Origin of the sequence: Serratia plymuthica NBRC 102599 (assembly GCF_001590925.1) — a bacterium.
GTDB lineage: Bacteria > Pseudomonadota > Gammaproteobacteria > Enterobacterales > Enterobacteriaceae > Serratia > Serratia plymuthica.
Map to the genome: position 1 here is coordinate 133184 of NZ_BCTU01000019.1, position 25801 is coordinate 158984.

Sequence of the window (25801 nt, forward strand, 5' to 3'; positions counted from 1 at the left end):
AGAGTAGGGCCTATGCAGGATAAACACCTCGATCACGACGCCACTTTCGCGTTAGACAACGTCAGCTTTGCCGTTCCCGGCCGTGTGCTGTTGCAACCGCTGTCGCTGACCTTTCCCCAGGGCAAAGTCTGCGGGCTGATCGGTCACAATGGTTCCGGCAAATCCACATTGCTGAAAATTCTTGGCCGCCATCAGAACCCGACCGCCGGCAGCGCGCAGCTTAACCGACGCCCGCTGGCGCAATGGGACAGCAAAGCCTTCGCGCGTCAGGTCGCCTATCTGCCCCAGCAACTGCCCGCAGCAGAAGGCATGACGGTACGCGAGCTGGTGGCGATCGGCCGCTATCCGTGGCATGGCGCGCTGGGCCGCTTTGGCGTGAACGACCGCGAACAGGTGGAAGAAGCGATAGCGCTGGTTGGCCTGAAGCCCTTCGCCAACCGCCTGGTGGACAGCCTGTCCGGCGGCGAGCGGCAACGCGCCTGGCTGGCGATGATGGTGGCACAGGACAGCCGCTGCCTGCTGTTGGACGAGCCGACCTCTGCGCTGGACATTGCGCACCAGGTTGAGGTGTTGGCGCTGATTCAACGCCTGAGCCATGAACGTGGCCTGACGGTGATTGCGGTGCTGCACGACATCAACATGGCGGCGCGCTACTGCGACCATCTGGTGGCGTTGCGCGGTGGCGAGATGATTGCGCAAGGTGCCCCGCTGGAACTGATGCAAGGGCCGGTGCTGGAGCAAATTTATGGTATTCCAATGGGCACGCTGGCGCATCCGAGCGGCGGTGCGCCGGTGAGTTTTGTCTACTGATGCCTGCTTCCTCTGATTTTCAACACGATCCCGTACGCCGCCGTCTGCTGACCGCCATGGCGCTGTCGCCGCTGCTGTTCTCTCTACCGGGGCGCGCGACGATGACACCGCCCGATCTTACGCGCATCGTGGCGCTGGAATGGCTACCTATTGAGCTGCTGCTGGCGCTGGGCGTTACGCCGCTGGCGGTGGCGGATATCCATAACTACAACCTGTGGGTGGAAGAGCCGAAAATCCCGGCGTCGGTGGTCGACGTGGGCCAACGCACCGAACCGAATCTGGAGTTGCTGCAACAATTGCAGCCTTCGTTGATGCTGCTGTCAAAGGGGTATGGGCCAACGCCGCAAAAACTGGCTCCCATAGCGCCGACGATGAGTTTTGGCTTCAACGACGGCAGCGGAAAACCACTGACGGTGGGCCGGAATTCGTTGCAGCAATTGGCGCAGCGGCTGGGGCTTGAGGCACGCGCTGAACAGCATCTGATGCAGTTCGACCGGTTCATTCAGGATGCACGCCAGCGTCTGCATTCTTACACCAGACAGCCGCTGTTGTTGTTCTCCTTGCTGGATACGCGGCATGTGCTGATTATCGGCCAGAAAAGCCTGTTCCAGGAGGTGATGGATCAGCTTGGCATCCACAATGCCTGGGAAGGGGAAACCAACTTCTGGGGCACGGCGGTCGTTGGCATTGAACGCCTGATTACGGTGAAAAATGCGCGGGCGATTTATCTCGACCACGGCAATCAGGCGATGATGGAAAAAGTCAGCTCGACGCCGTTGTGGCAGGCTTTGCCCTTTGTGCGTCAGAACCAACTGCGGCAGGTGCCGGCGGTCTGGTTCTACGGTGCGACGCTGTCGGCGATGCGTTTTTGCCATCTGCTGGAACAGACGCAGGAGAGCTATTCATGAGCGCGCGCATCCGGGTATTGCCGCTGACGCTGATCCTGCTATTGCTGGCGGCGTCGGGCGGCTTGACGATCTACAACCTGTTGCAACAGTTGCCTTGGGCGTTGTGGGCGCAGGCGCTGAGCGCGCCGAATCACGACGATGTGCGTCAGATGCTGTTCCATTACAGCCTGCTGCCGCGGCTGTCGGTCTCCCTGTTGGCCGGTGCCGGTCTGGGGCTGGTCGGCGTGCTGTTCCAGCAGGTGTTGCGCAATCCGTTGGCGGAGCCGGCGACGCTGGGCGTATCCGCCGGTGCGCAGCTCGGGTTGACCATCGCCACCTTGTGGATGCTGCCGGGCGGCGAGATAACCCGGCAACTGGCGGCAATGGCCGGTGCGATCCTGGTTGGTGGGTTGGTGTTCGGCGTGGCCTGGGGCAAACGCATGTCGCCGGTGACGCTGATTCTGGCCGGCCTGGTGTTGGGATTATACTGTGGGGCGGTCAACAGCCTGTTGGCGCTGTTTAATTACGATCAACTGCAGGGGTTGTTCCTGTGGAGCACCGGTGCGTTGAACCAGCAGGACTGGAGCACTGCGCAATTTATCCTGCCGCGCCTGGTGGTAGCCGGGCTATTGGCGGTGCTGCTGCTGCGCCCGCTGACGTTGCTGGGGTTGGACGACGGCGTGGCGCGCAATTTGGGGCTGGGGCTGTCGATGGCGCGTTTTTGCGCGCTGGCGGTGGCGATTATCTTCAGTGCGATGCTGGTGAATGCGGTGGGTGTCATCGGTTTTATCGGGCTGTTTGCACCGCTGATGGCGAAGATGCTGGGGGCGCGCCGGCTGGCGCACCGCATGATCTTGGCGCCGCTGCTGGGCGCTTTGCTGCTGTGGCTGACCGATCAGGTGATGATTTGGCTGACGCAGGTTTGGCGTGAGATCCCGACCGGGGCGGCGACCGCGTTGTTTGGCGCTCCGCTGTTGCTGTGGCTGTTGCCGCGCCTGCGTAGCGCCGCCACGCCGCCGCCGATGAACCTGGGCGACAAGGTACCGGCCGAACGCGGCCATCTGTTGGCCTGGGTGACGCTGGCGGGGGTTGTGCTGCTGGTTGGCATCGCCGTGGCGCTGATGTTCGGGCAGAACGCCACTGGCTGGCACTGGAGCTACGGCGCAGAACTGGAGTCATTGATGCCGTGGCGTTGGCCGCGGGTGCTGTCCGCGTTGGCGGCGGGGATGATGCTGGCGGTGGCCGGCACCTTAATCCAGAAGTTGACCGGCAACCCGATGTCCAGCCCGGAAGTGCTGGGGATCAGCTCCGGCGCGGCCTTTGGCGTGGTGGTGATGTTGTTCATCGTACCGGGCGATGCCTTCGGCTGGCTGCTGCCTGCAGGCAGCCTGGGGGCGGCGGCGACGTTGCTGGTGATTATGGTCGCCGCCGGTCGCGGCGGTTTTTCTACCGAACGCATGCTGTTGGCCGGCATTGCGCTCAGCACGGCGTTTACCACCACCATTTTCCTGTTGCTGGCCAGCGGCGATCCGCGCATGGGCGGGCTGCTGACCTGGATTTCCGGCTCGACCTATTCGGTGACGTCGGAGCAGGCGATCCGTACCGCAGTCATTGCGGCAACGCTGATAGTGTTGGCGCCGCTGTGCCGCCGTTGGCTGACCATTCTGCCGCTGGGCAGCGCGACCGCCCGCTCGGTGGGCATTGCGCTGACGCCGGTGCGGGTGGCGATTCTCCTGCTGGCCGCCACGCTGACCGCCATGGCGACCTTGACCGTGGGGCCGCTGAGCTTTATCGGCCTGATGGCGCCGCATATGGCGCGCATGCTGGGCTTCCGCCGCGCATTACCGCAGATGGTGATTGCCGCGCTGCTGGGGGGCCTGCTGATGGTATTCGCCGACTGGTGCGGCCGGATGGTGATGTTCCCGTATCAAATCCCCGCCGGGCTGCTGGCGACCTTTATCGGCGCGCCGTATTTCGTTTACCTGCTGCGTAAACAAACTTCGTAGCCGTCATCGCAACGCCCGTTTCTGCCATCAAAGGCTCAGCATTGCTGGGCCTTTTTTCTGCTTTCAGGCTGTTGCAAGGCGTTGCGTATCAATGCGCAGAAACGGAATTCAGAACGGAAAAAGGCGGTGGAACTGAGGCGGAGATCAATATACTGCGTGCGGGTGCTCAGGATCTTTCGTCCTGAGCCTGAGCAAGGGACAGAAAGAGAAAAGCCCCGAGTCGATATTTATCAACCCGAGGCCAACTCTAACGCCAGACAACGTTAGGCTAGCTTCTTACCCGCCGTGAGGCAAGGAGAAGGAGGCATGATGCCGGACAAACGGAGTGTAGTAAAACTGGTCGTTATTTGTGCCACGGTAATATCATTGGTATGGATAACACGCAGCAAGATTTGTGAGTTGCGTATCAGATCGGGCAACACGGAGGTTGCGGCCATTTTGGCTTACGAATCCAAACGGTAAGGCCACTCAACGGCGGGGGCTTTGCTCCCGCCCATAGGCTGTTTGCGCGTTGATCCATGAGCACCTACCCGATAAAACAAAAACGGCAAGCCAGGGGCTTGCCGTTTTTACCAGGATGCGCAGGCTTATTTCAGGCCGGCGGCATCGCGCAGCAATTCTGCCTTGTCGGTCGCTTCCCAAGGGAAGTGCTCACGACCGAAGTGGCCGTAGGCTGCGGTTTCGCGGTAGATCGGTTGCAGCAGGTCCATCATCTGGATCAGGCCGTATGGGCGCAGATCGAAGAACTCGCGCACCAGCAAGGTCAACTGTTCGGTAGACACTTTCTCGGTACCGAAGGTTTCCACCATGATGGAGGTTGGCTCTGCCACGCCGATGGCGTAGGAAACCTGGATCTCGCAGCGGTCGGCCAGGCCGGCAGCAACGATGTTTTTCGCCACGTAGCGCGCCGCGTATGCCGCTGAGCGGTCAACTTTGGACGGGTCCTTACCGGAGAATGCACCGCCGCCGTGACGGGCCATGCCACCGTAGGTATCCACGATGATTTTACGCCCGGTCAGGCCGCAGTCGCCCATTGGGCCACCGATAACGAAACGGCCTGTTGGGTTGATGTGGTATTTGGTGCTCGCGCTCAGCCATTCGGTAGGCAGAACCGGCTTGATGATCTCTTCCATCACCGCTTCTTGCAGGTCTTTCAGAGAGATATCTTCGGAATGCTGAGTGGACAACACCACTGCGTCGATGCCGACGATTTTGCCGTCGTCATACTGGAAAGTAACCTGGCTTTTTGCATCCGGGCGCAACCACGGCAGGGTACCGTTTTTACGGACTTCGGCCTGGCGTTGTACCAGACGGTGCGCGTAAGTCACCGGTGCAGGCATCAGCACTTCGGTTTCGTTGGTGGCATAGCCAAACATCAGGCCCTGGTCGCCGGCACCCTGTTCCAGCGGATCGGTACGGTCAACGCCCTGATTGATATCCGGGGATTGCTTGCCGATAGCGCTCAGCACGGCACAGGAGTTGGCGTCAAAACCCATATCCGAATGAACATAACCGATTTCACGTACGGTTTTACGGGTGATTTCTTCGATATCTACCCAAGCGCTGGTGGTGATTTCGCCACCGACCAGTACCATGCCGGTTTTCACGTAGGTTTCGCAAGCTACGCGCGCCTTCGGATCCTGTTCCAGGATGGCGTCGAGAACGGCATCGGAGATCTGGTCGGCAATTTTATCGGGATGCCCTTCGGATACGGACTCGGACGTGAATAGGTGTTTAGCCATTGTATTCTTTACCTTGCATAAGACGGGTTAGAAATTACTGCACAGCGCTGGAGATCCGGCATCGAAGCGAAGGGTCTTCCGCTGATGGCGCGAGATACATCCTGCAACGCCCCTCAGGCAAAGCCGTTAAGCAGTTTCTTAGTTATGCCCGTCGTCTTTCAAGCTGTCGCGTTGTTACCTGCGCTCGCTCACCTGGCGGCAACTTGAAATTCATAGGGCACAAATCAGTATAGATGGATTAACATCTGGACGTCTATTTTAGGTCAGGCTTTAGCCGGATTGCCAGTATTTTTTTGCCGTTTCGCTCTTTTGTGTAAAGCCCTCGGCGCCATTTTCATCGCTTGAAACAGTTTCCGGCGAATTTTCATTTTGCATTTTCCCCAGGTTATCGGTATAAACTGCGCGCGCGGCTCATTTGGTGCACAGTGCGGAGCAAAAGTGGCAAGCTCCCGCTCATGGCCTTAATGGTCAGCCGCAGACGCTGACAGTTGGCGTCGCCGCTTCATAGAACGGTCACGTTCTTACACTATTAATAGAGGCTCAGTCGTTCATTCCGGGCGACGTGCGTGGAGGTGGTTGGATTAATGATCCGTTGTCTACCGGTTGTTGGTTCTCAACAGCAGTGCCGTTCTGGCGCACATTCTTCTGCTATTTCCCGTCTTGTCTCTACTCCACCTTCCAGGTGTGATAAACACTTGGGCGCTACTCAGGATTCTCGGGCCGGTTAACGGTCGTCTGAAGAACTGAACAAGGGTAGCCTGCAGCCTTCCTGTGGGATGTTTCTTGACCCGATTCACGAGGTTTGAACAGGGTGTCTTACAATTATATGAGTGATAAACCGATCGCTGACCGCGAACGGCAGTTTTATTCGCTGCCGCAAGGGCGGTTTGTTGGGTTGTTCTCGCGGGTTGTAGCTGCGATAGTGGCTGACTGTATCGTCAGTACGGGATGTGAGGCGAGTAATGTCTGATGATCTGTTGATTCACCGTCCGCCAGCCGCGGGCGAACCTATATCTTTACGCTCCATGCAGGAGGTTGCCATGAATGACCGTGATGCCAGCAAGATGCTGCGCACTTATAACGTCGCCTACTGGGGCAACAATTATTATGACGTCAATGAACTGGGCCACATCAGCGTGTGCCCGGATCCGGACGTCCCTCAGGCGCGTGTCGATCTGGCTGAACTGGTGAAAGAGCGTCGCAAAGACGGCCAGCGTCTGCCGGCGCTGTTCTGCTTCCCGCAGATCCTTCAGCACCGCCTGCGTTCGATTAACGCGGCGTTCAAACGCGCGCGTGAGTCATTCGGCTATGAAGGCGGTTATTTCCTGGTTTACCCGATCAAGGTAAACCAGCACCGCCGCGTGATCGAATCCCTGGTCAATTCCGGCGAACCGCTGGGGCTGGAAGCCGGCTCCAAAGCCGAACTGATGGCGGTGCTGGCGCATGCCGGCATGACCCGTTCGGTCATCGTCTGTAACGGCTATAAAGACCGCGAATATATTCGTTTGGCGCTGATCGGCGAAAAACTGGGACACAAGGTGTACCTGGTGATCGAGAAGATGTCCGAGATCAACATGGTGCTGGAAGAAGCCGAACGCCTGAACGTGGTACCGCGTCTGGGCGTGCGTGCGCGTTTGGCGTCTCAGGGCTCCGGCAAATGGCAGTCGAGCGGCGGCGAGAAGTCCAAGTTCGGCCTGGCGGCCATTCAGGTCCTGAAACTGGTGGAAACCCTGCGCGAAGCGGGCCGCCTCGACAGCCTGCAATTGCTGCATTTCCATCTGGGTTCACAACTGGCCAATATTCGCGACATCGCCACCGGCGTGCGTGAATCGGCGCGTTTCTACGTTGAGTTGCACAAGTTGGGCGTTAACATCCAGTGCTTCGACGTGGGCGGCGGTCTGGGTGTGGATTATGAAGGCACCCGTTCGCAGTCCGACTGTTCGGTGAACTACGGCCTGAACGAATACGCCAACAACGTGATTTGGGGTATCGGCGACGCCTGTAATGAGCACGGCCTGCCGCACCCGACGGTGATCACCGAATCCGGTCGCGCGGTCACCGCTCACCATACGGTGCTGGTGTCCAACGTGATCGGCGTTGAACGCAACGAGTTCAGCGATCCTTTGCCGCCGGCGGAAGATGCGCCGCGTGCACTGGAAAGCATGTGGGAAACCTGGCAGGAAATGAACGAGCCGGAGAACCGCCGCTCGTTGCGCGAATGGCTGCACGACAGCCAAATGGACCTGCACGACGTTCACACCCAGTACGCTCACGGCATGCTGGATCTGACCAAGCGCGCCTGGGCCGAGCAGCTGTATCTGAACATCTGCAACAAGATCCAGCAGCAGCTTGATCCAAGCAACCGTGCGCACCGTCCGATCATCGACGAACTGCAAGAGCGTATGGCAGACAAGTTCTACGTCAACTTCTCGCTGTTCCAGTCCATGCCGGACGCCTGGGGGATCGATCAACTGTTCCCGGTGCTGCCGCTGGAAGGGCTGGATAAGCCGCCGGAAGGCCGCGCGGTGCTGCTGGACATCACCTGTGACTCCGACGGTACTATCGATCACTACATCGACGGCGACGGCGTGGCGACCACTATGCCAATGCCGCCGTACGATCCGGAAAACCCGCCGGCGCTGGGCTTCTTTATGGTGGGTGCCTACCAGGAAATCCTCGGCAACATGCACAACCTGTTCGGTGATACCGCCTCGGTTGACGTGTTCGTCTTCCCGGACGGTACGGTAGAAACCGAGTTGTCCGACGAAGGCGACACCGTTGCCGACATGCTGGAATACGTGCAGCTCGATCCGATCGCGCTGCTGGCCAAATTCCGCGATCAGGTGAAAGAAACCGATCTGGACGATGAATTGCAGGCGCAGTTCGTGGAAGAATTCGAAGCCGGTTTGTATGGTTATACTTATCTGGAAGACGAGTAAGTCATAGACCTGTCGGTTTTCAGATTGCCGCCTGTTTGGCGGTAGTCTGAAGTGACTGACCGGGTTAAATAATAAATGGGTGCATTTAGCACCCATTTACATTGACCTTCTATACTGGCCATTAACGTGGTTCCTACTTCTAAAGTGTCGGCTTTGATGAACATCCTCGGCCTTCATGGCCTGAGTCTGCATTCCTACCAGAGATACAGAGCATTGCCTTTGTTGTTAGCTTTATAATAACGTTTATTTCCCTTCAAAACGTCGATAAAGATAATCTACTGCCAGCATGGATACAGGCACATAGACAAGTATTATTTCCATGGAAATATCATTCAATGCATCAGATTGAGAGCACAAATAACCCAACGGGATACTTAGCAAGAAAGTTATAACTTCTAATATTATATAATTTCTTTTGTTTTTAATTGTCCGTGTTTTTTGCATGGGCATGATTTTTAAAATCATATTTATCAATCTCTATTTTTATATGAGTATGTGGTTTTAAATTATTATGCTTACTATTTACCTTTTCGTTTTACATAATCCATTGCAAATAATTTATATTTATTCAGGTGCTTGTTTATAGTTCGATCTTAATTATTTAAGAAATGAGTTGGAGTGACAAACGTATATAATTTATCCCCCAGGTAAAGAGATCCTCATCACAAACTTCAAGCGCCGGGAACCTATGTTATACCCCCGTAAAGCACAATCGAGCGGAACGGTCACTTGTCTGCAAGATGCAGCGTATATACTTGCTAACGACGAGCAGCCAGGAAGACGATGCGCGGGCTTGAAGCGCGAACCAAATACGGCGATAATCTGCCGCATCAGCAGTAACGAAACAGACATCGTATCAATCCCTTTCTCGTCGGGCTAACGACGCGGGAGGGATTTTTTTTTGCCAACGCCTGGTGATTTTACCGCAGGCGAAACGTTGAAATATGAGGGTTTACAATGAGCACGTTAGGCCATCAGTCCGATAATTCCTTAGTGTCCAACGCCTTTGGTTTCCTGCGCTTTCCGCTGAATTTCATGCCTTATGACAGCGATGCAGAGTGGGTCATCACCGGCATTCCATTCGATATGGCAACCTCCGGCCGCGCCGGTGGCCGTCATGGCCCTGCGGCGATCCGTCAGGTTTCCACCAATCTGGCGTGGGAAGGCAACCGCTGGCCGTGGAGCTTTGATCTGCGCGATCGTCTGAACGTGGTTGACTGCGGCGATATCGTGTTCAACTTCGGCGACGCTCAGGACATGAGCGACAAGCTGCAGGCGCACGCGGAGAAATTGCTGAAGGCCGGCAAACGCATGCTTTCATTCGGCGGTGACCACTTCGTCACGCTGCCGCTGCTGCGTGCGCACGCCAAACATTTCGGCAAACTGGCGCTGGTGCATTTTGACGCCCACACCGACACCTACGCCAACGGCAGCAAATACGACCACGGTACCATGTTCTTCCATGCGCCGAACGAAGGCCTGATTGATCCGAACCGCTCGGTGCAGATCGGTATTCGTACCGAGTTCGATCACGACAACGGTTTCACCGTGTTGGATGCCGCACAGGTTAACGATCGCAGCGTGGACGACCTGTTGACGCAGATCAAACAGATCGTCGGCGATATGCCGGTGTACCTGACCTTCGACATCGACTGTCTGGATCCGGCGTTCGCACCGGGCACCGGCACCCCGGTGATCGGCGGCCTGACCTCCGATCGCGCGCTGAAACTGGTACGCGGCATGCAGTCGCTGAACATCGTCGGCATGGACGTGGTAGAAGTGGCGCCAGCCTATGACCAATCCGAAATCACCGCGCTGGCCGCGGCGACTCTGGGCCTGGAAATGCTGTATCTGCAAGCCGCTAAAAAAACGAAATAAGTTCCTAATAGTATTAACAGGCGGCTATAGGCTGTAAACCGAGTCGTTTGTAACTGTACCATAGAGAAATACACACAACCGGTATCTATATACCCTATGGATTTCAGGTCACAGCTAGGCACCCAGCTCGCTCATCCCCAGGAGCTTACTTTTGTAAGTGACTGGGGGGAGTGACAAATCTGTCGGGAACAGATTTGAACGCTGCTTGCAGCGGCCCCGAAGGGGCAAGGCCCAGGGATGGGTCTTGTAAGCAGGTAACAACGCTGTGGCTTGAAAGACGACGGGTATGGAGAAAACATGCTGACCAAGCCTTCAACACGTCTTAACAAATATATCAGCGAGAGCGGTATCTGCTCCCGCCGCGATGCCGATCGTTATATCGAACAAGGCAACGTTTTTATCAATGGCAAGCGCGTTGCGCTTGGCGATCAAGTGTTTCCAGGGGACGTGGTCAAGGTCAATGGCCAACTGATTGAACCCCGCAACGAAGACAACCTGATCTTCATTGCGCTCAACAAACCGGTGGGGATTGTCAGCACCACGGAAGAGGGCGAGAAAGACAATATTGTCGATTTCGTAAACCACAGCACCCGCATCTTCCCGATCGGCCGTTTGGATAAGGATTCGCAGGGGCTGATCTTCCTGACCAACCACGGCGATCTGGTCAACAAGATCCTGCGCGCAGGCAACGATCACGAGAAAGAATATCGGGTTACGGTCAACAAACCGGTGACCGACGATTTTATCCGTGGCCTGGGGGCCGGCGTGCCGATGCTGGGCACGGTGACTAAAAAGTGCAAGGTAAAGAAAGAAGCGCCGTTTGTCTTTCGCATCGTGCTGGTCCAGGGGCTTAACCGCCAGATCCGCCGCATGTGCGAGCATTTTGGCTATGAGGTTACCAAGCTGGAACGCACTCGCATTATGAATGTCAGCATGGCCGGGCTGCCGCCGGGTGAATGGCGCGATTTAACGGATGACGAGCTGGTCGAACTGTTTAAATCGATTGAGGATTCCTCCTCAGAAGCCAAGCCGGCGAAGAAGGCCAAACCTGCGGTGAAAAAACCGGCCGGCAGTGCGCCGAAAAGCGCCGATAAACCCGCCGGCAATGCGGCTGCCCGCAAGCGTTTTGCCCAGCCAGGCCGCAAAAAGAAAGGCCGCTGAGTGGTCAATAATCCCCGTTAGCCACCGCGCCGGGTGATTATTAAATAGCGATAATGAAACGCCCCCGGTCTTGATGATCGGGGGCGTTTTGCTTTATGGGGCTGCTCTCGCCAACAAAAACGACAGAACCCCATTAACGACTTCTAATATATAAACTCACTATGAAACGCATGCCTGATATCGGTTTTTCATATCGGTGCATTTTTTCGTGATCCTTCCCACACTTGTTACGATAAAACAACCTTTCATTAACATTTGCCACCTTGCTCCCTTGACGAAAGTTTCGCCAGACTTATAGTGAGTGTATTAAATAAGAAACTGAGTTTCATATATGAAACAATCAGATAGAGGATAGAAGCAATGAGCTGGAAGAACGTGTGTGAAGTGTCTCAGGTGAAAGAAGATTTTCCTTTCTCCGCCAACGTGGAAGGGAAAGAAGTCGGGGTGTATCTGATCGACGGCAACTATTACGCGCTGGAAGACGTTTGCCCACATGCTTATGCCTTGCTCAGCCAAGGGTTTGTCGATGACGGCAAGATCGAGTGTCCGTTGCACGAAGCGCTGTTCGATGTCCGTACCGGTCAGTGTCTGCGTGAGCCAGGCGGCCGTGATCTGCAAACCTATCCCACCAGGGTGATAGACAATCAAATCCAAATCACCTTTATTGCGGAGGAGTAATCATGCAGCACATCACCGATTTCAATCCCTGGCTGCCGGACACCCAACAGGTGATCCCGGCACGCGTTGGCGGCAACGGCCAGATCCACCAACCTGGCCAATTCCAAAATGTCATCTGGCAGAACCGCAGCCGGGTACCGGACGGTTTCGAGACCGCGCTGGTCGCGGCATTGGAAGAGATCTTCGAGCAGGGTGCGGAAGAGCTTGAGCAGATCGTCAGCGCGCTGAACCAGCGCCGCCTGTTTGATCGCAGCGGCCAGCCGTGGAATGAGGCGGCGTTCCGCGAATTCCTTCACGTTAACGGTTACTGAGCAGCCCGGGAGAAGGCAATGACAGCAAACACAACATCCTCCGCACAGACTTTGCAGGACTATCTCGATCAGGGGCTGCGCGGCATGTGGTACCCGGTGCTGGCCAGTTGGGAAGTGGGCAATAATCCGGTAGGCATTACGCGTCTTGAGCAGCAGATTGTGGTGTGGCGCGACGGTGAAGGCGCGATCCACGCGCTGGAAGATCGTTGCCCGCATCGCGGCGCACGGCTTTCTATGGGCTGGAATCTGGGCGATCGCATCGCCTGCTGGTATCACGGCGTGGAGGTCGGTGGCGACGGTACGGTAAAAGACGTGCCTGCGGTCGATCGCTGCCCGCTGGTGGGGCAGAAATGCCTGCGTTCTTACCCGGCCAAAGAGGCCTACGGCGCCGTGTTCCTTTATTTCGGCATCACCGCCGACGAAGCGCCGCCGGAATTGACCTTCCCGCAGGAACTGGCAGATGAGGCGGCCTACAGCAACTTCCTGTGTACCGCCAGTTGGGACTGCAACTATCAATACGCCTTGGAAAACGTCATGGATCCCATGCACGGCACCTACCTGCATTCCTCTTCGCATTCGATGGCGGAAGGGGATCGCAAGGCGGACATGGCGCTGGAGCCGACCGATACCGGGTTCATCTTTAAGAAGAATGGCCAGATTGGCGTCAACTTTGACTGGGTAGAGTTCGGCAGCAGCGGAGCCTACTGGATGCGGCTGTCGATCCCGTACAAAAAACGCTTTGGGCCGGGCGGCCACTTCTGGATCATCGGCATGGTGGTGCCGGAAGATAAAGATCATTGCCGGGTATTCTTCTGGCGTATCCGCAAGGTCAAAGACTGGCAGCGCGACATCTGGCGCTTTATGTACCGCAACCGCCTGGAAGCACTGCATTGGGACGTACTGGAACAAGATCGCATCGTGCTGGAGAACATGGCGCCAAACGCGCGTGGCCGTGAATATTTGTATCAGCATGACGTCGGCCTTTCCCGCCTGCGCCGCATGATGCAGAAAGAGGCGCAAAAACAACTGGCGATGCTCGCCGAACAGGAGGCCGCGCAGTGAACGGCCTGCTGGCAGGAAAACGCATTGTGGTGACCGGCGCGGCGCGCGGTCTGGGCCGTAGCTTCGCCGGGGCCATCGCCCAGGCGGGCGGTCGGGTGGTGATGTGCGATATTCTGGCGGATGAACTGGCGGACAGTGCCGCCGGCCTGCGTGAGCAGGGAGCCGAAGTGGAAACGCAGGTTATCGATCTGGCGTCGCCGGTCTCGATCACCGCCGCGTTCAGCACCATTGCCGAAGGCGGTACGATCGACGGGTTGGTGAACAACGCGGCGCTGGCAACCGGCGTCGGCGGTAAAACCATGATGGAATACGATATTGATCTGTGGGATCGGGTCATGCAGGTTAACGTGCGCGGCACCTGGTTGGTGAGCCAGGCCGCGGTACCGCTGCTGGCGAAAAACCCGCATGCCAAGATCGTCAACGTGGCTTCGGATACCGCGCTGTGGGGCGCACCGCGCTTGATGGCCTATGTGGCCAGCAAAGGGGCGATTATCTCGATGACCCGCTCGATGGCGCGTGAACTGGGCCCGCAGGGGATTTGCGTTAATGCTATCGCACCAGGCCTGACGCGGGTAGAAGCTACCGAATATGTGCCCGCCGAGCGCCACCAGCTGTACGAACAGGGCCGGGCGCTGGCCGGGGCGCAACATCCTGACGACGTGAACGGCACTGTGCTTTATCTGCTGTCGCCGCTGGCGAACTTCGTGACCGGTCAACTGTTGCCGGTCAACGGCGGCTTTATCTTTAACTAATCTACATTTTATTAGCCAGGAGCAGCACATGGCAGACGATCAAGCGTGTAAGTATCTGATCCCGGGGCTGGATCGCGGGTTGCAGCTGCTGCTGGCGTTTGGCGAGCAGCACAAGGAAATGACCTTTGCAGAATTACATCGCCTGGTCGATATGCCGAAGGCGACCGCCTACCGCGTGGTGCAAACGCTGGAACATCTGGGTTTTCTGGAGCGTAACCCGCGCACCAACACCTTTGCACTGGGCATCAAGGTGCTGCGGCTCGGTTTTGAATATATTGCCTCTCTGGATGTGGCGCAGGCCGGCCAACCGGTGATCGAACAGCTGCGTGACCGCAGCCAATGCAGCAGTCACCTGGCGATCCGCGATGAGCGCGATGTGATCTACATCGCCCGCGTCAGCGCCGCCGGTTCGCAAATCAATCAGGTCAGCGTCGGCACTCGCCTGCCGGTACACCAGACTTCGCTCGGCCGCATGCTGTTGACCAGCGCTACCCGCGAAGAGTTCGAACTGTTGTACCCGCAAGAACAATTGCCGGGCAGCGGGCCGGGCACCCCGGCGGATCGTGAAACCTTGTGGCAAATGGTTCAGCAGGACAAAGCGCGCGGCTATGTGATCGGCGAATCGTTTTTCCGCCACGGCATTTCTTCGATCGTCTATCCGATCTTCAACCGCGAGCAGCGGGTTGAGGCTGTGGTCAGCATTATGGTGCCGTTCGATGAGATCCCGAAAGCGGATCGCGAACGGTTGCGCAAGGAGGTGCGGGATGCCGCAGAGAAAATCTCCGGCTTCCTGGGCGCACCGCCGCAGGCAAACGTCGGTTAACTGACGACACCGACTCTTTTACTCAGGCAGGGATAAGGTCCACACCCATCAGGGGCCGGGGTTCGATCATGCCTGAAAAACGCATTCAGCGAGAACGTGAGGCACAATAATGAGCGTAATCGGAATCGAAAAACTGGAATTTGGCGTCGAAGATCTGCCAACTTGCGAAAAGTTCATGCAGGACTTCGGCCTGCAGGCGGCGCAGCAGCATTGGGGGGAACGCCAGCGCGAATTCACTACCCTGAGCGGTGCGCGCGTGGTGCTGCATCCGTTGCAAAGCGAAGCATTGCCGGCGGCATTTGAGGGCGGGTCCACTCTGCGCCGGATGACCTGGGGCGTCGGCAGCCCAAGCAAATTGGCGGCCCTGGCGCCGTTGCTGGCGCAGATGCCGGGTTTCCGCCAAGTGGGGGAAGAGCTGGAGTGCCGCGATCCGAACGGCATGACGCTGCGCTTTAGCGTCAGCCAACAGCGCGATGTCGAGTTGCCGGTATCGCCGATCAACCAATGGGGTGACGTGCGCCGCATCGATCAGCCCAGCCCGGTATATGCGCAGGCGCAGCCGATCAACATCGGCCATGTGGTGTTCTTCGTCGAGGATCTTGCCGCCACCGAAAAATTTTACCGTGAAGTGCTGGGTTTTCAGGTCTCGGATCGTTATATCGATCGCGCGGTGTTCCTGCGGACCCAGGCGCGCGGCGGCCATCACAATCTGTTCCTGCTGAAACTGCCTAATCGCCCGCGTGGCCTCAATCACGTGGCCTTTACCGTGCGCGACATCCACGAGGTGATCGGTGGCGGCATCGCCATGAACAAAGAGAAGTGGAGCACGTTCATCGGCCCTGGCCGCCACCCGATTTCCTCGGCCTATTTCTGGTACGTCAACAGCCCGACCGGCGGCGCATTCGAGTACTACACCAACGACGATTACCTGACCGAAAACTGGCAACCGCGCGAATTGGAGCACTCACTGGTGTCGTTCACCGAGTGGGCGGTGGAAGGCGGTATCGACCACGACACGCGTCGCCAGCAGAAAAAACCGGAGGCGCTATGAGCCAGCCAGTGCAGGCGGGCATCGTGATTATCGGCGGCGGGCAGGCCGGCGGTTGGGCGGCGAAAACGCTGCGCGATCGGGGTTACGCGGGCCGGCTAACGGTGATCAGCGACGAACCCTATGATTTTTACGAACGCCCGCCGCTTTCCAAGGCGGCGTTGCTGGACGGCAATGCGCCGCTCAGCAGGCTGTTCAGCGAGCAGGTGGTCGCGGGGTTGAACATCGACTGGTGTCGCCCGTTGCGTGCCGAAGCCATTGATGGGCAGCAGCAAATCGTCACGCTCAGCGACGGGCGGCAGTTGCAGTTTGATCAACTGTTGATCGCCACCGGCGGCCGGCCACGCCTGCCGGACGCCCGTTGGGCCAGCCATCCGCGGGTGATGACGCTGCGCTCCTGGGACGATGCGGCAAAACTGCGCCAGGCGTTGCAAGGTTGCCGCCAGTTGGCGATCGTCGGCGGCGGCTGGATCGGACTGGAGATCGCCGCTTCCGCCCGGCGGCTCGGTGCCGAGGTGACGGTGTTTGAGCGCCAGCCCGCGTTATGCATGCGCAGCGTAGGCGCGGATGTTTCGCAGGCGTTGCTTGAGCTGCACCAGCAGCAGGGCGTAACGGTACGCTGCGGCTGCGGCGAGATCTCGCTGGAAGATCGCGACGGCGCTGCGTGGATCGGCAGTGAAAGCAGCGATCCTCAGGCTTTCGATCTGGTGGTCGTGGGCATCGGCGTCGAACTTAACCTCGAGCTGGCGCACAGCGCCGGGCTGAAGGTCGACGCCGGTATCGTGATCGACGGCCAGGGGCGCACCAGCCACCCGGCCATTTTCGCCGCAGGTGATGTGGCGCGCCACCCGACGCTTGGCCTGTGCCTGCAGTCCTGGGCCTATGCGCAGAATCAGGCGATCAGCACCGCTTGCGCGATGCTGGATGCCTTTGCCGCCCCATACAACGACGTGGCCTGGCTGTGGTCGGATCAATACGACACCAATATTCAGATCCTCGGCGTGCCGATCGGCGGGGTGCATCACGTGGTGCGCCGCACGCCGCAGTCACAGGTGTTCTTTACGCTCAACGCCGACCGGCAACTGGTGCAGATGGTGGCGTTTAACGACGCGCGCACCATCAAGCTGGGTAAACGCTGGCTGGCCGGCGGGCGGGTGCTGGAGCCGCAGCAGTTGGCGGACGCGGAATTTTCTCTGATGGCGTTGAAATAACGCCCGAACCTCGGGAGCGTTTCATGACTACGCAAGACATTGACGCCCGCGCTGGACGGGTGGGGGATGCCGTTGCCGAAAATCCGCAGCAACGGGTGCGCTGGTCGGTGCCGATCGCGCTGTTCGCCTGCGTGCTGCTGGCGTTTTTCGACAAGATCAGCATTGCGGCGCTGTTTTCCGACAGCGAGTTCCAGCAGGCGCTGGGCATCAGTTTTGATCCGGCGCGGCTCGGCTTGCTGATGAGTGCGTTTTTGTTCTCTTACGGCATATCTTCCATGCTGTTGAGCGGCATTGGCGACCGGCTGAATCCGGTTAAGGTGCTGATCGGCATGATGGTGGTGTGGGGCGTGCTGATGGTGTTGATGGGGTTGTCCCGTTCTTATCACACCATGATGACGCTGCGCATCCTGCTCGGCATCGCGGAAGGGCCGCTGTTGCCGATGGCATACGCCATTATCCGCCAGGCTTTCCCGCAGCGCTTGCAGGCTCGCGCCACCATGTTATGGCTGCTTGGCACGCCGCTGGGGGCTGCACTCGGTTTCCCGGTCACGCTGTATATCCTCAATACCTTCGATTGGCAGACCACCTTCTTCTTTATGGCGTTTCTGACGCTGCCGGTGATGCTGTTGGTGCTGTTTGGCATGCGTCATCTGAACGTGGCGCGCCCGGCAGCCAAAACCGATGCGCAACCTGTGGCGGCGGAGCGTAAACAGCAGCGCCGGGAACTTTTGCGCAATCCGCATTTCTGGATGATCTGCCTGTTTAATATCGCCTTCCTGACCTACCTGTGGGGGATGAACGGCTGGCTGCCCAGCTACCTGATCAAGGGGAAAGGCATCCATCTGGAACATGCCGGTTACCTGTCTTCGTTGCCGTTTATCGCCATGCTGCTCGGCGAGGTGGTCGGTGCCTGGCTGTCGGACAAGCTGGATCGTCGCGCGCTGGCCTGCTTTGTCTCGCTGTGCGGCGCCGGGCTGGGGTTGGCCGTGGTATTGCATCTGCAGGGCACCTACAGCGTGATAGCCGCGATGGCCTTCAGCACCTTTATGTGGGGCGCCGGGGCGCCGAACATCTTTGCGCTGCTGGCGAAAGCGACCAGCAGCAAGGTCAGCGCCACCGCAGGCGGTATTTTTAACGGATTGGGCAATTTTGCCGGTGCGTTGGCGCCGGTGCTGATGGGGGCGCTGATCGCCGCCAGCGGCAACATGGATAACGGCCTGCTGTTCCTGGTGGTGATGGCCTTCATCGGCTGCATCATCCTGCTGCCGTTGCTGAAAAAATACTGATTTATCTATGGCTACAGAGGAGTGACAACATGTCCCAGGTTGAGAAACAAGCCGGCGTCAAGCCGCAGGATCAGTCGATAGAGAATTGGGTGGAATCGCGTATCGCCCGCTTTGAAGGCCGTAAATATGACTGGAATGCGTTGAAGTTCCAGGCCGACTACGACCCGAAATACCGTCGCGCGCAGATGCGTTACATCGGCACCGGTGCTACCGGGGTGGTTAACGACACCAACACTATTCCGGCGGGAAACTTCACCTTCTCCACCATGGTGCTGCCGTCAAAATGCGAAGGGCCGCTGCACCTGCACGACGACGTGGAAGAGGTGTTCTTTATGCTCAAAGGCAGCATCACGCTGATGATCCAGGACGGTACGGAATACTACGAAACCAAGCTGAAAGAGCGCGATCTGATCTCGGTGCCGGCCGGCGTCTACCGTGGGTTGTTCAACCACGGCGAGGAAGAGGCGCTGATGTGCGTGATGCTTGGCACGGCAAAACCGGAAACGCCGACCTACCCGGCCGATCACCCGTTATCCAAAGTGAAGCGTAACTGATGAACGGCCTGGCACAACGTCAGCAGCGGCGCTGCGGAGGGTACTCCCTCAGTTGGCGCGAAGCGGGACAGGGCCGACCGGTGGTATTGCTGCACGGCATCAGCTCAGGCTCAGCTTCGTGGATCAAGCAGTTTAACGACGCTGGGCTGACCGACGGCCACCGCCTGCTGGCCTGGGACGCTCCCGGCTATGGCGGCAGCCTGCCGCTGGCCTCCGCTGAGCCGGACGCTGCCGCCTATGCCGCTGCGCTGGCCGTGCTGGTGGCCGAACTGGGGCTGGAGCAGCCGCTGATTGTTGGTCACTCGCTCGGCGCGTTGATCGCCAGCGCCTATGCCGCAGGCTATCCGGACGGGTTGTGCGGTCTGGTGTTGGCGGACCCCGCACAGGGCTATGCCACGGCGCCGGAGGAAAAACGCCGGCAGGTTTACAGCCAACGCAAACAGATGATTGAAACGTTGGGGCCGCTGGGCTACGGCGAACAGCGGGCGGCTGCGCTGCTGAGTGACGAGGCGTCGGAACAGGATATCGCCTGGGTGCGCAACGGCATGCAGCAGCTCGATCCCGAGGGCTTCCTCAGCGCCGCCTGGATGCTGGCCAACGAGGATATCGGCCGCTATTTGACGCGTTATCGCGGCCCGCTGGAAGTGTGGTGCGGTGATAAAGACCGCATCACGCCCCCCGAGGCGGCTGCGAGGCTGGCGCAACAGCATGACGCGCCGCTGCGCCTGATTGACGGCGCAGGGCATGCCAGCTATCTCGAGGCGCCTGCGCTGTTTAACCGCTATCTGCAGGATTTTACGGGAGCAATTCAACCATGAATTTTCAGCTTGAGGATCGGGTCGCGGTCGTCACCGGCGGCTCGTCGGGCATTGGCTTCGAAACCCTGCGTCTGCTGCTGGCGGAAGGGGCCAAGGTGGCGTTTTGCGGCCGCAATGCGGACAAACTGGCCGGCGCCGAAGCCAGCCTGCGCAATGAATTCCCGCAGGCGCAAGTGCTGGCGCTGTGCTGCGACGTGCTCGATGAGCAGCAGGTGGCGCAGTTCGCTGAACGGGTGGCCACACACTTCGGCGGCGTTGATCTGTTGATCAATAACGCCGGCCAGGGATTCGTCGCCCACTTTGACCAAACGCCGCGCACCGCCTGGCTGCATGAGGCGGAGCTGAAGCTGTTCGGCGTGATTAACCCGGTGCAGGCGTTTCTACCGGCTCTGGAGCGCTCGGACATTGCCTCAATCACCTGCGTGAATTCGCTGCTGGCGCTGCAGCCGGAAGAACACATGATCGCCACCTCGGCGGCGCGCGCCGCGCTGTTAAACCTGACGCTGACGCTGTCGAAAGAGCTGGTGGCGAAGGGCATTCGCGTTAATTCGATTCTGCTGGGCATGGTCGAGTCCGGCCAGTGGCGGCGGCGTTTCGAGGAGCGCAGCGACAAGGATCAAAGCTGGGAACAATGGACGGCGGCGATCGCCGAACGGCGCGGCATTCCGATGAAACGCCTCGGTAAGCCGCAGGAACCGGCGCGGGCGTTGCTGTTCCTTGCCTCGCCGTTAGCGTCCTTTACCACCGGTGCGGCGCTCGACGTCTCCGGCGGATTTAACCGCCATCTGTAATGGCTGGGAGCTGAAAAATGAAGAACATCATGATGATTGGCTACGGCGCGATGGCGAAGGAAGTGCTTTCCCGCCTGCCGGAGGGCGTCTGCGTCGGCTGGATTGTGGCGCGTGCGGCCCATCATGCGGCTATCAATAGTGCTTTCGACGGCAAAGTGCAGGCCTTGACGCACCCGGATCACTGTACCGGGCAGCCGGATCTGGTGCTGGAGTGCGCCAGCCAGCAGGCGGTGGCGGAGTTTGGCGAGGCGGTGGTGAAACGCGGCTGGTCGTTGGCGGTGATCTCTACCGGTGCGCTGGCGGATGCGGCGCTGCAACTCAGGTTGCAGCAGGCCGGGCGGCAATATCAGGGGCGGGTGATCGTGCTGTCCGGTGCGGTGGCGGGCATGGATGGGTTGGCGTCGGCGCGCGAGGGCGGGCTGGACAGCGTCACCTATCAGGCCAGTAAAAGCCCCGCCAGTTGGCGCGGTAGCCTGGCAGAAAAACTGATCGACCTCGATACGGTCAGCGAGGCGCGGGTGTTCTTTGAAGGGTCGGCACGCGAAGCGGCGCGGCTGTTTCCGGCTAATGCCAACGTGGCGGCGACCATCGCGCTGAACGGGCTGGGCATGGACGCTACGCGGGTGCGATTGCAGGTCGATCCGCACACCCGGCGCAATACTCACCGGCTGCAGGTGTGCGGCAGCTTCGGTGAGTTCCATATAGAGCTGAGCGGCAACCCGCTGGCGAGCAATCCCAAGACATCAACCCTAGCGGCGCTGAGTGCGGTACAAGCCTGTCGCCGTCTGATCGACGGTGGCTTTATTGCCTGAACGGCAGGAGCGGAGCATGGAAAAGTTAAAGATTTTTGTGGCCGGGCGCTGGTGCGAAGGCCGGGGCGATGAAATGGCCTCGGTATTCCCGGCCGACGGCAGCATCAATGCGCGGCTGAATGCCGCCAGCGTTGAGGACGTGAATGAGGCGGTGGAAGCGGCGGAGCGCGCCTGGCGCGCCCCCGAGTGGCGCGGGCTGGTGCCGCACCAGCGCGCCTCGATCCTCTATCGCGTCAGCAACCTGATTCTGGCGCAGCAGGAACAGCTGGCGCAGTTGCAAACCCGCGACAACGGCAAGCCGTTGGCGGAAACCCGTGGTCTGGTGGCCAGCGCGGCAGCCACTGCCCGCTATTTCGCCGCCGCCTGCGAAGTGCTGGAGGGCGAGCTGCCCACCCAGCGCAGCGCCGAAGTGATGACCCTGAGCCAGTATCAGCCGATGGGCGTTATCGCCGCCATCACGCCGTGGAACTCGCCTATTGCCAGTGAAATGCAAAAGGTGGCCCCGGCGCTGGCCGCGGGCAATGCGGTGATCCTCAAGCCGGCCGAAGCCACGCCGCTGATGGCGCTAAAACTGGCGGAGCTGTTCGAACAGGCGGGGCTGCCTGCCGGGCTGCTCAGCGTGCTGCCGGGCAAAGGCTCGGTGATTGGCGAAGCGCTGGCGCGTCATCCGTTGGTGAAAAAGATTTCCTTTACCGGCGGCACCAGTACCGGCCGCCATCTGGCGCATATTGCCGCTGAAAAACTGATCCCCACCTCTCTGGAACTGGGCGGCAAGTCGCCGACCATCGTGTTGGAAGATGCCGATCTGGAACAGGCGGCGCGCGGGATCTGCTACGGCATTTTCAGCTCTGCCGGCCAGGCGTGCATCGCCGGTTCGCGGCTGTTTGTACAGCGTTCGCTGTACCAGCCTCTGCTGGCGCGCCTGAGTGAGCTGGCGGCGGGATTGCGGGTGGGCAACCCGCTGACGCCGGGGGTGCATCTTGGTCCGCTGATTAACGACAAACATCGCCAGAGCGTGGCGGACTATGTGGCGCTGGCGCAGCAAGAGGGCGGGCGGGTCGTGATTGGCGGCGAAGCACCGGCCGATCCGCTGCTGGCGGGCGGCAGCTATTACCTGCCGACGATTATCGAAGGGTTGAGCAACAGCGCCCGCGCTTGTCAGGAAGAGATTTTTGGCCCGGTGCTGGTGGCGCTGCCGTTCGACGACGAACAGCAGTTGATCGAACAGGCCAATGACTCGGTGTACGGCTTGGCGGCCGGGATCTGGAGCCGTGACTTCCCACGGGCAATGGCGCTGGCGGAGCAATTGGAAACCGGCACGGTGTGGATCAATACCTACAAAACATTTTCTATTTCTACGCCTTTCGGCGGTTTCAAAGAGAGCGGTCTGGGCCGCGAAAAGGGTCTGCACGGCATCAAAGCCTACATGCAGCAGAAAAGCTTGTACCTGGCGCTGAGCCATCAGGTGAACCGCTGGAGCGATTAGCTTTGGTCGACGGTGCGTACCCCTACAACGAACATAATGAGAAGGCAGATGATGAGCGATAAAATAACGGTTGGTGAAGCGATAGCCCGGACGCTGGAGCAATACGAGGTGTCGGCGATGTACGGCATCATTTCGATCCACAATCTGCCGATTGCCGATGCGGTGGGGCAGCGCGGAAAAATCCGCTTCGTACCGGCACGCGGTGAAGCGGGGGCGGTCACCATGGCCGACGCTCACGGGCGCTTTTCCGGTCTGGGCGTGGCGCTGACCAGCACCGGCGCAGGGGCCGGCAATGCGGTCGGCGCGATGATCGAGGCGTTAAACGCCAACACGCCGCTGCTGCATATTACCGGCCAGGTGGAAAAAGCATATCTGGATGCCGACGCCGGGTTTATTCATGAAACCCGCGATCAGCTCGGTTTCCTGCGCGCCTGTTCCAAGCGCGCCTACCGGGTGAATTCCCCGGAGCAGGCGGTGGCGGTGATCCAGCGGGCGATCCTGGATGCGCAGACCCTGCCTTGCGGCCCGGTGGCGGTAGAGATCCCGATCAATATTCAAAGCAGCCTGGTATCCAGTTCGGTGCTGAACCGGCCGTTAGCGCCCGCGCCGTTGCCGCCGGCGGATGATGAGGCGGTAGAACGTCTGTATCAGCGGGTGAAAAGTGCCAAACGGCCGCTGTTGTGGCTGGGGGGCGGGGCGCTTGCCTGCGGCGATGCGGTGCGCAAGCTGGCCGACGCCGGGGTGGCGGTGATCTCCAGCACTCACGGACGCGGCATTCTGCCGGACAGCCATCCGCGCAGCCTGAGGGCATTTCATAATTCGCCGAGCATTGAGGCGATCCTGACGCAGTGCGATCTGACGCTGGTGGCCGGTTCGCGCCTGCGCAGCAACGAAACCCGCACCTGGACGTTGCCGCTGCCGCGCCCGTTGGTGCAGATTGATATCGATCCGGCGGCGGGCAACCGCAACTATCTGGCCGATGAGCAAATCAACGGCGACTGCGCCGCATTGCTTAACGCGCTGGCCACCCGGTTGGGCCCGTGCGAGAAGGTGAATGCCGACTGGGATGCCGAGATCGCCTCTGCGGTGCGGCAGGCGGAAAGCGCGTTGCGCGAGCAGTCGGGAGAATACGCCAAACTGAACGACGCCATTGCCGCTGCACTACCGCAGGATGGGTTGTTGGTGCGTGATATCACCGTGTCCGGCAGCGTATGGGGCAGCCGTTTGTTCCGCGCGATTTCGCCGCTTTGCAACATTCACTCGTTGGCCGGGGCGATCGGCATGGGTCTGCCGATGGCGATCGGCACCGCGATCGCTAACCCGCAGCGCAAGGTGGTTGGGCTGGTGGGCGACGGCGGGCTGGCGTTGGGGCTGGGAGAACTGGCGACGATGGCGCAGGAGCAGGCCAATATCACGCTGCTTGTCATGAACGACGGCGGGTATGGCGTGATGCGCGGCATCCAGGATAAATACTTTGCCGGCCGCCAGTATTACAACGAGCTGCATACCCCGGCGTTTACGCTGGTCGCCGAGGCGATGGGGTTGAAGGCCTGGAAGGTGGACAGTGCGGCGCAGTTCAAGGGCGTGCTGGCGGAAGCGATTAACTATCCGGGGCCGTCGGTGGTGGAGGTGGATATGAACAGTATCGGGCCGCTGACCTTCGCCGGGCCACCGCAGAAGTCATTGTATTAAGAGATAAAAAATGCCCGGCGGACGCCGGGCATTGCGGTTTACTTGCCTGCCGCGATGCGGTCGCGAATATGCTGAGCTCGCTCTTCGGAGGCCGGGTGATCGTCGAACATGCTGCTTTGACGACCGGCTTCCATTTTCGCCAGTTTTTCAAAGCTGGTGACCAGGCCGTTAGGATCGATACCGCGTTTTTTCAGCAGATCGAACGAATAATCGTCCGCTTCGCTTTCCTGTTTCTGCGAGAACTGGGCGTTAACCAGTTTTTCGCCCACATCCGCCAGTTGCGATTGCGACAGCGAACCTATGATGCCGCCGGTTGAGGATGCCGCAGTGCGCAGCGCCACGGTGCCGTAAGCGACCTGCATCGCCTTGCGGGTATGGCCCAGCGCCACGTGGCCCATTTCATGGCCCAGCACGCCTTCCACTTCGTTGTCGGTCATCATGTCCATCAGCCCGCTGTAAACGCGGATACAGCCGTTGGCCATCGCCCAGGCGTTCACGTCTTTGGTGACGTAAACCTTGTAGTTGGCCGGCGTGCCGTTGATATTATCTCCCAGCGCCGCCGCGATTTTGTTCAGACGTTTGGCGTAGGTGCTGTCGGCAGGCGCGATTTGTGCCTTGCTGTCCATCTCTGCGCAGGATTTAACACTCAGGGTTTTTACGTCGTCATTGCTCAGCGTTGCCGCCTGAAACGCCTGCGCCCCAGACTGCATCAGCGTATCGGTATTCAGGTTTTGACAGCCGCTTACCAAAGTGGCAATGCTTAATGCAATCAAAGAGGTACGAATCTTCATAAGGCCATCTTCCTGTAATGGTAACAAGGGGGAGTGCGATTGTAGTTTAGGGGGAAATCTTGTCGCATGAGACTAGTGTACGTCAGCAATCGGGAGAATAGTGTTATTCCGAAAAAACGGCCGATCGTGCTAATAAGTTGTGAACTCGCTCTCATTTGGCATTAGGGATTGCCGTTTTAATGCTGAGTCTGAGAAAATAGAAAACTTGACTGATTTTTTAATCCGACCTGGAGTAAAACATGTCCTCTCGTAAAGAGCTTGCC

Annotated in this window: 25 protein-coding genes; 23 read left to right on the top strand and 2 right to left on the bottom strand. The window is 59.0% G+C overall.

Annotation, left to right across the window (positions count from 1 at the left end):
• Positions 1-12 precede the first annotated feature (12 nt).
• The 4 genes from fhuC (at position 13) to SPL01S_RS13600 (ending at position 4165) form a co-directional block, all read left to right on the top strand.
• A complete protein-coding gene (gene fhuC, locus SPL01S_RS13585; RefSeq protein ID WP_004947844.1) occupies positions 13-810 on the top strand; it encodes a Fe3+-hydroxamate ABC transporter ATP-binding protein FhuC in 798 nt (265 codons plus the stop codon).
• Positions 810-1718 (top strand): Fe(3+)-hydroxamate ABC transporter substrate-binding protein FhuD, encoded by a 909-nt coding sequence (gene fhuD / locus SPL01S_RS13590; RefSeq protein ID WP_063200524.1) that lies wholly within the window; start codon positions 810-812, stop codon positions 1716-1718. Before fhuC ends, fhuD begins: the two co-directional genes overlap by 1 nt.
• Entirely contained in the window at positions 1715-3703 is a 1989-nt protein-coding gene (gene fhuB / locus SPL01S_RS13595) for a Fe(3+)-hydroxamate ABC transporter permease FhuB (RefSeq protein WP_063200527.1), read from the top strand. Before fhuD ends, fhuB begins: the two co-directional genes overlap by 4 nt.
• Before the next feature lie 309 nt (positions 3704-4012).
• On the top strand, positions 4013-4165 hold the full coding sequence (locus SPL01S_RS13600) for a Hok/Gef family protein (protein WP_013814445.1): 153 nt from the start codon (positions 4013-4015) through the stop codon (positions 4163-4165).
• A gap of 125 nt (positions 4166-4290) precedes the next feature.
• Here the strand turns inward: SPL01S_RS13600 and metK are convergent, their stop codons facing one another.
• A complete protein-coding gene (metK, locus tag SPL01S_RS13605) occupies positions 4291-5445 on the bottom strand; it encodes a methionine adenosyltransferase (RefSeq protein ID WP_062868577.1) in 1155 nt (384 codons plus the stop codon).
• A 584-nt stretch (positions 5446-6029) separates the two neighbouring features.
• On the opposite strand from metK, the gene yqgG reads away from it, so the two are divergent.
• From yqgG to SPL01S_RS13690, 19 genes are all read left to right on the top strand, one after another.
• A complete protein-coding gene (yqgG, locus tag SPL01S_RS25905; RefSeq protein ID WP_464773948.1) occupies positions 6030-6173 on the top strand; it encodes a small protein YqgG in 144 nt (47 codons plus the stop codon).
• A 98-nt stretch (positions 6174-6271) separates the two neighbouring features.
• The gene (locus SPL01S_RS25845) at positions 6272-6415 is read left to right on the top strand and encodes a virulence promoting factor (RefSeq protein ID WP_006327842.1); all 144 of its coding nucleotides are present in this window, start codon (positions 6272-6274) and stop codon (positions 6413-6415) included.
• Positions 6408-8384 carry a biosynthetic arginine decarboxylase gene (speA, locus tag SPL01S_RS13610; protein ID WP_004947831.1) on the top strand — a complete coding sequence of 659 codons (1977 nt, stop codon included), beginning with the start codon at positions 6408-6410 and terminating at the stop codon, positions 8382-8384. Before SPL01S_RS25845 ends, speA begins: the two co-directional genes overlap by 8 nt.
• Positions 8385-9341: 957 nt before the next feature.
• Positions 9342-10262, top strand: coding sequence for an agmatinase (gene speB / locus SPL01S_RS13615; RefSeq protein WP_062868575.1), 921 nt, complete (start codon positions 9342-9344; stop codon positions 10260-10262).
• Between the two features lie 297 nt (positions 10263-10559).
• Positions 10560-11423, top strand: coding sequence for a 23S rRNA pseudouridine(2604) synthase RluF (gene rluF, locus SPL01S_RS13620; RefSeq protein ID WP_063200530.1), 864 nt, complete (start codon positions 10560-10562; stop codon positions 11421-11423).
• A 360-nt stretch (positions 11424-11783) separates the two neighbouring features.
• On the top strand, positions 11784-12101 hold the full coding sequence (locus SPL01S_RS13625; RefSeq protein WP_004947822.1) for a non-heme iron oxygenase ferredoxin subunit: 318 nt from the start codon (positions 11784-11786) through the stop codon (positions 12099-12101).
• Positions 12102-12103: 2 nt separating this feature from the next.
• Entirely contained in the window at positions 12104-12412 is a 309-nt protein-coding gene (locus SPL01S_RS13630) for a recombinase-like helix-turn-helix domain-containing protein (RefSeq protein WP_062868571.1), read from the top strand.
• A gap of 18 nt (positions 12413-12430) precedes the next feature.
• Positions 12431-13474, top strand: a complete 1044-nt coding sequence (locus SPL01S_RS13635) for a Rieske 2Fe-2S domain-containing protein (protein WP_063200533.1) — start codon at positions 12431-12433, stop codon at positions 13472-13474.
• A complete protein-coding gene (locus SPL01S_RS13640) occupies positions 13471-14226 on the top strand; it encodes an SDR family oxidoreductase (protein ID WP_063200536.1) in 756 nt (251 codons plus the stop codon). The genes SPL01S_RS13635 and SPL01S_RS13640 overlap by 4 nt, the downstream gene beginning before the upstream one ends.
• Before the next feature lie 28 nt (positions 14227-14254).
• Positions 14255-15049 (top strand): IclR family transcriptional regulator, encoded by a 795-nt coding sequence (locus SPL01S_RS13645; protein ID WP_004947809.1) that lies wholly within the window; start codon positions 14255-14257, stop codon positions 15047-15049.
• A gap of 109 nt (positions 15050-15158) precedes the next feature.
• Positions 15159-16100 carry a VOC family protein gene (locus tag SPL01S_RS13650; RefSeq protein WP_063200538.1) on the top strand — a complete coding sequence of 314 codons (942 nt, stop codon included), beginning with the start codon at positions 15159-15161 and terminating at the stop codon, positions 16098-16100.
• Positions 16097-17308 carry an NAD(P)/FAD-dependent oxidoreductase gene (locus SPL01S_RS13655; protein WP_063200541.1) on the top strand — a complete coding sequence of 404 codons (1212 nt, stop codon included), beginning with the start codon at positions 16097-16099 and terminating at the stop codon, positions 17306-17308. The genes SPL01S_RS13650 and SPL01S_RS13655 overlap by 4 nt, the downstream gene beginning before the upstream one ends.
• 23 nt (positions 17309-17331) lie before the next feature.
• Positions 17332-18594, top strand: coding sequence for an MFS transporter (locus SPL01S_RS13660; RefSeq protein WP_062868565.1), 1263 nt, complete (start codon positions 17332-17334; stop codon positions 18592-18594).
• Positions 18595-18623: 29 nt separating this feature from the next.
• Entirely contained in the window at positions 18624-19148 is a 525-nt protein-coding gene (locus tag SPL01S_RS13665) for a cupin domain-containing protein (protein WP_017893910.1), read from the top strand.
• The gene (locus SPL01S_RS13670) at positions 19148-19966 is read left to right on the top strand and encodes an alpha/beta fold hydrolase (RefSeq protein ID WP_063200544.1); all 819 of its coding nucleotides are present in this window, start codon (positions 19148-19150) and stop codon (positions 19964-19966) included. The genes SPL01S_RS13665 and SPL01S_RS13670 overlap by 1 nt, the downstream gene beginning before the upstream one ends.
• Positions 19963-20757, top strand: coding sequence for an SDR family oxidoreductase (locus tag SPL01S_RS13675; protein WP_063200546.1), 795 nt, complete (start codon positions 19963-19965; stop codon positions 20755-20757). The genes SPL01S_RS13670 and SPL01S_RS13675 overlap by 4 nt, the downstream gene beginning before the upstream one ends.
• 17 nt (positions 20758-20774) lie before the next feature.
• Complete coding sequence (locus tag SPL01S_RS13680) at positions 20775-21569, top strand: aspartate dehydrogenase (protein ID WP_004947791.1); 795 nt, start codon at positions 20775-20777, stop codon at positions 21567-21569.
• 16 nt (positions 21570-21585) lie between these two features.
• On the top strand, positions 21586-23055 hold the full coding sequence (locus tag SPL01S_RS13685; RefSeq protein ID WP_063200549.1) for an aldehyde dehydrogenase: 1470 nt from the start codon (positions 21586-21588) through the stop codon (positions 23053-23055).
• 51 nt (positions 23056-23106) lie between these two features.
• Positions 23107-24747, top strand: coding sequence for a thiamine pyrophosphate-binding protein (locus SPL01S_RS13690; protein WP_063200561.1), 1641 nt, complete (start codon positions 23107-23109; stop codon positions 24745-24747).
• Between the two features lie 38 nt (positions 24748-24785).
• On the opposite strand, the gene loiP is transcribed toward SPL01S_RS13690, so the two are convergent.
• Entirely contained in the window at positions 24786-25538 is a 753-nt protein-coding gene (gene loiP / locus SPL01S_RS13695; protein WP_004947785.1) for a metalloprotease LoiP, read from the bottom strand.
• Between the last annotated feature and the right edge of the window lie 263 nt (positions 25539-25801).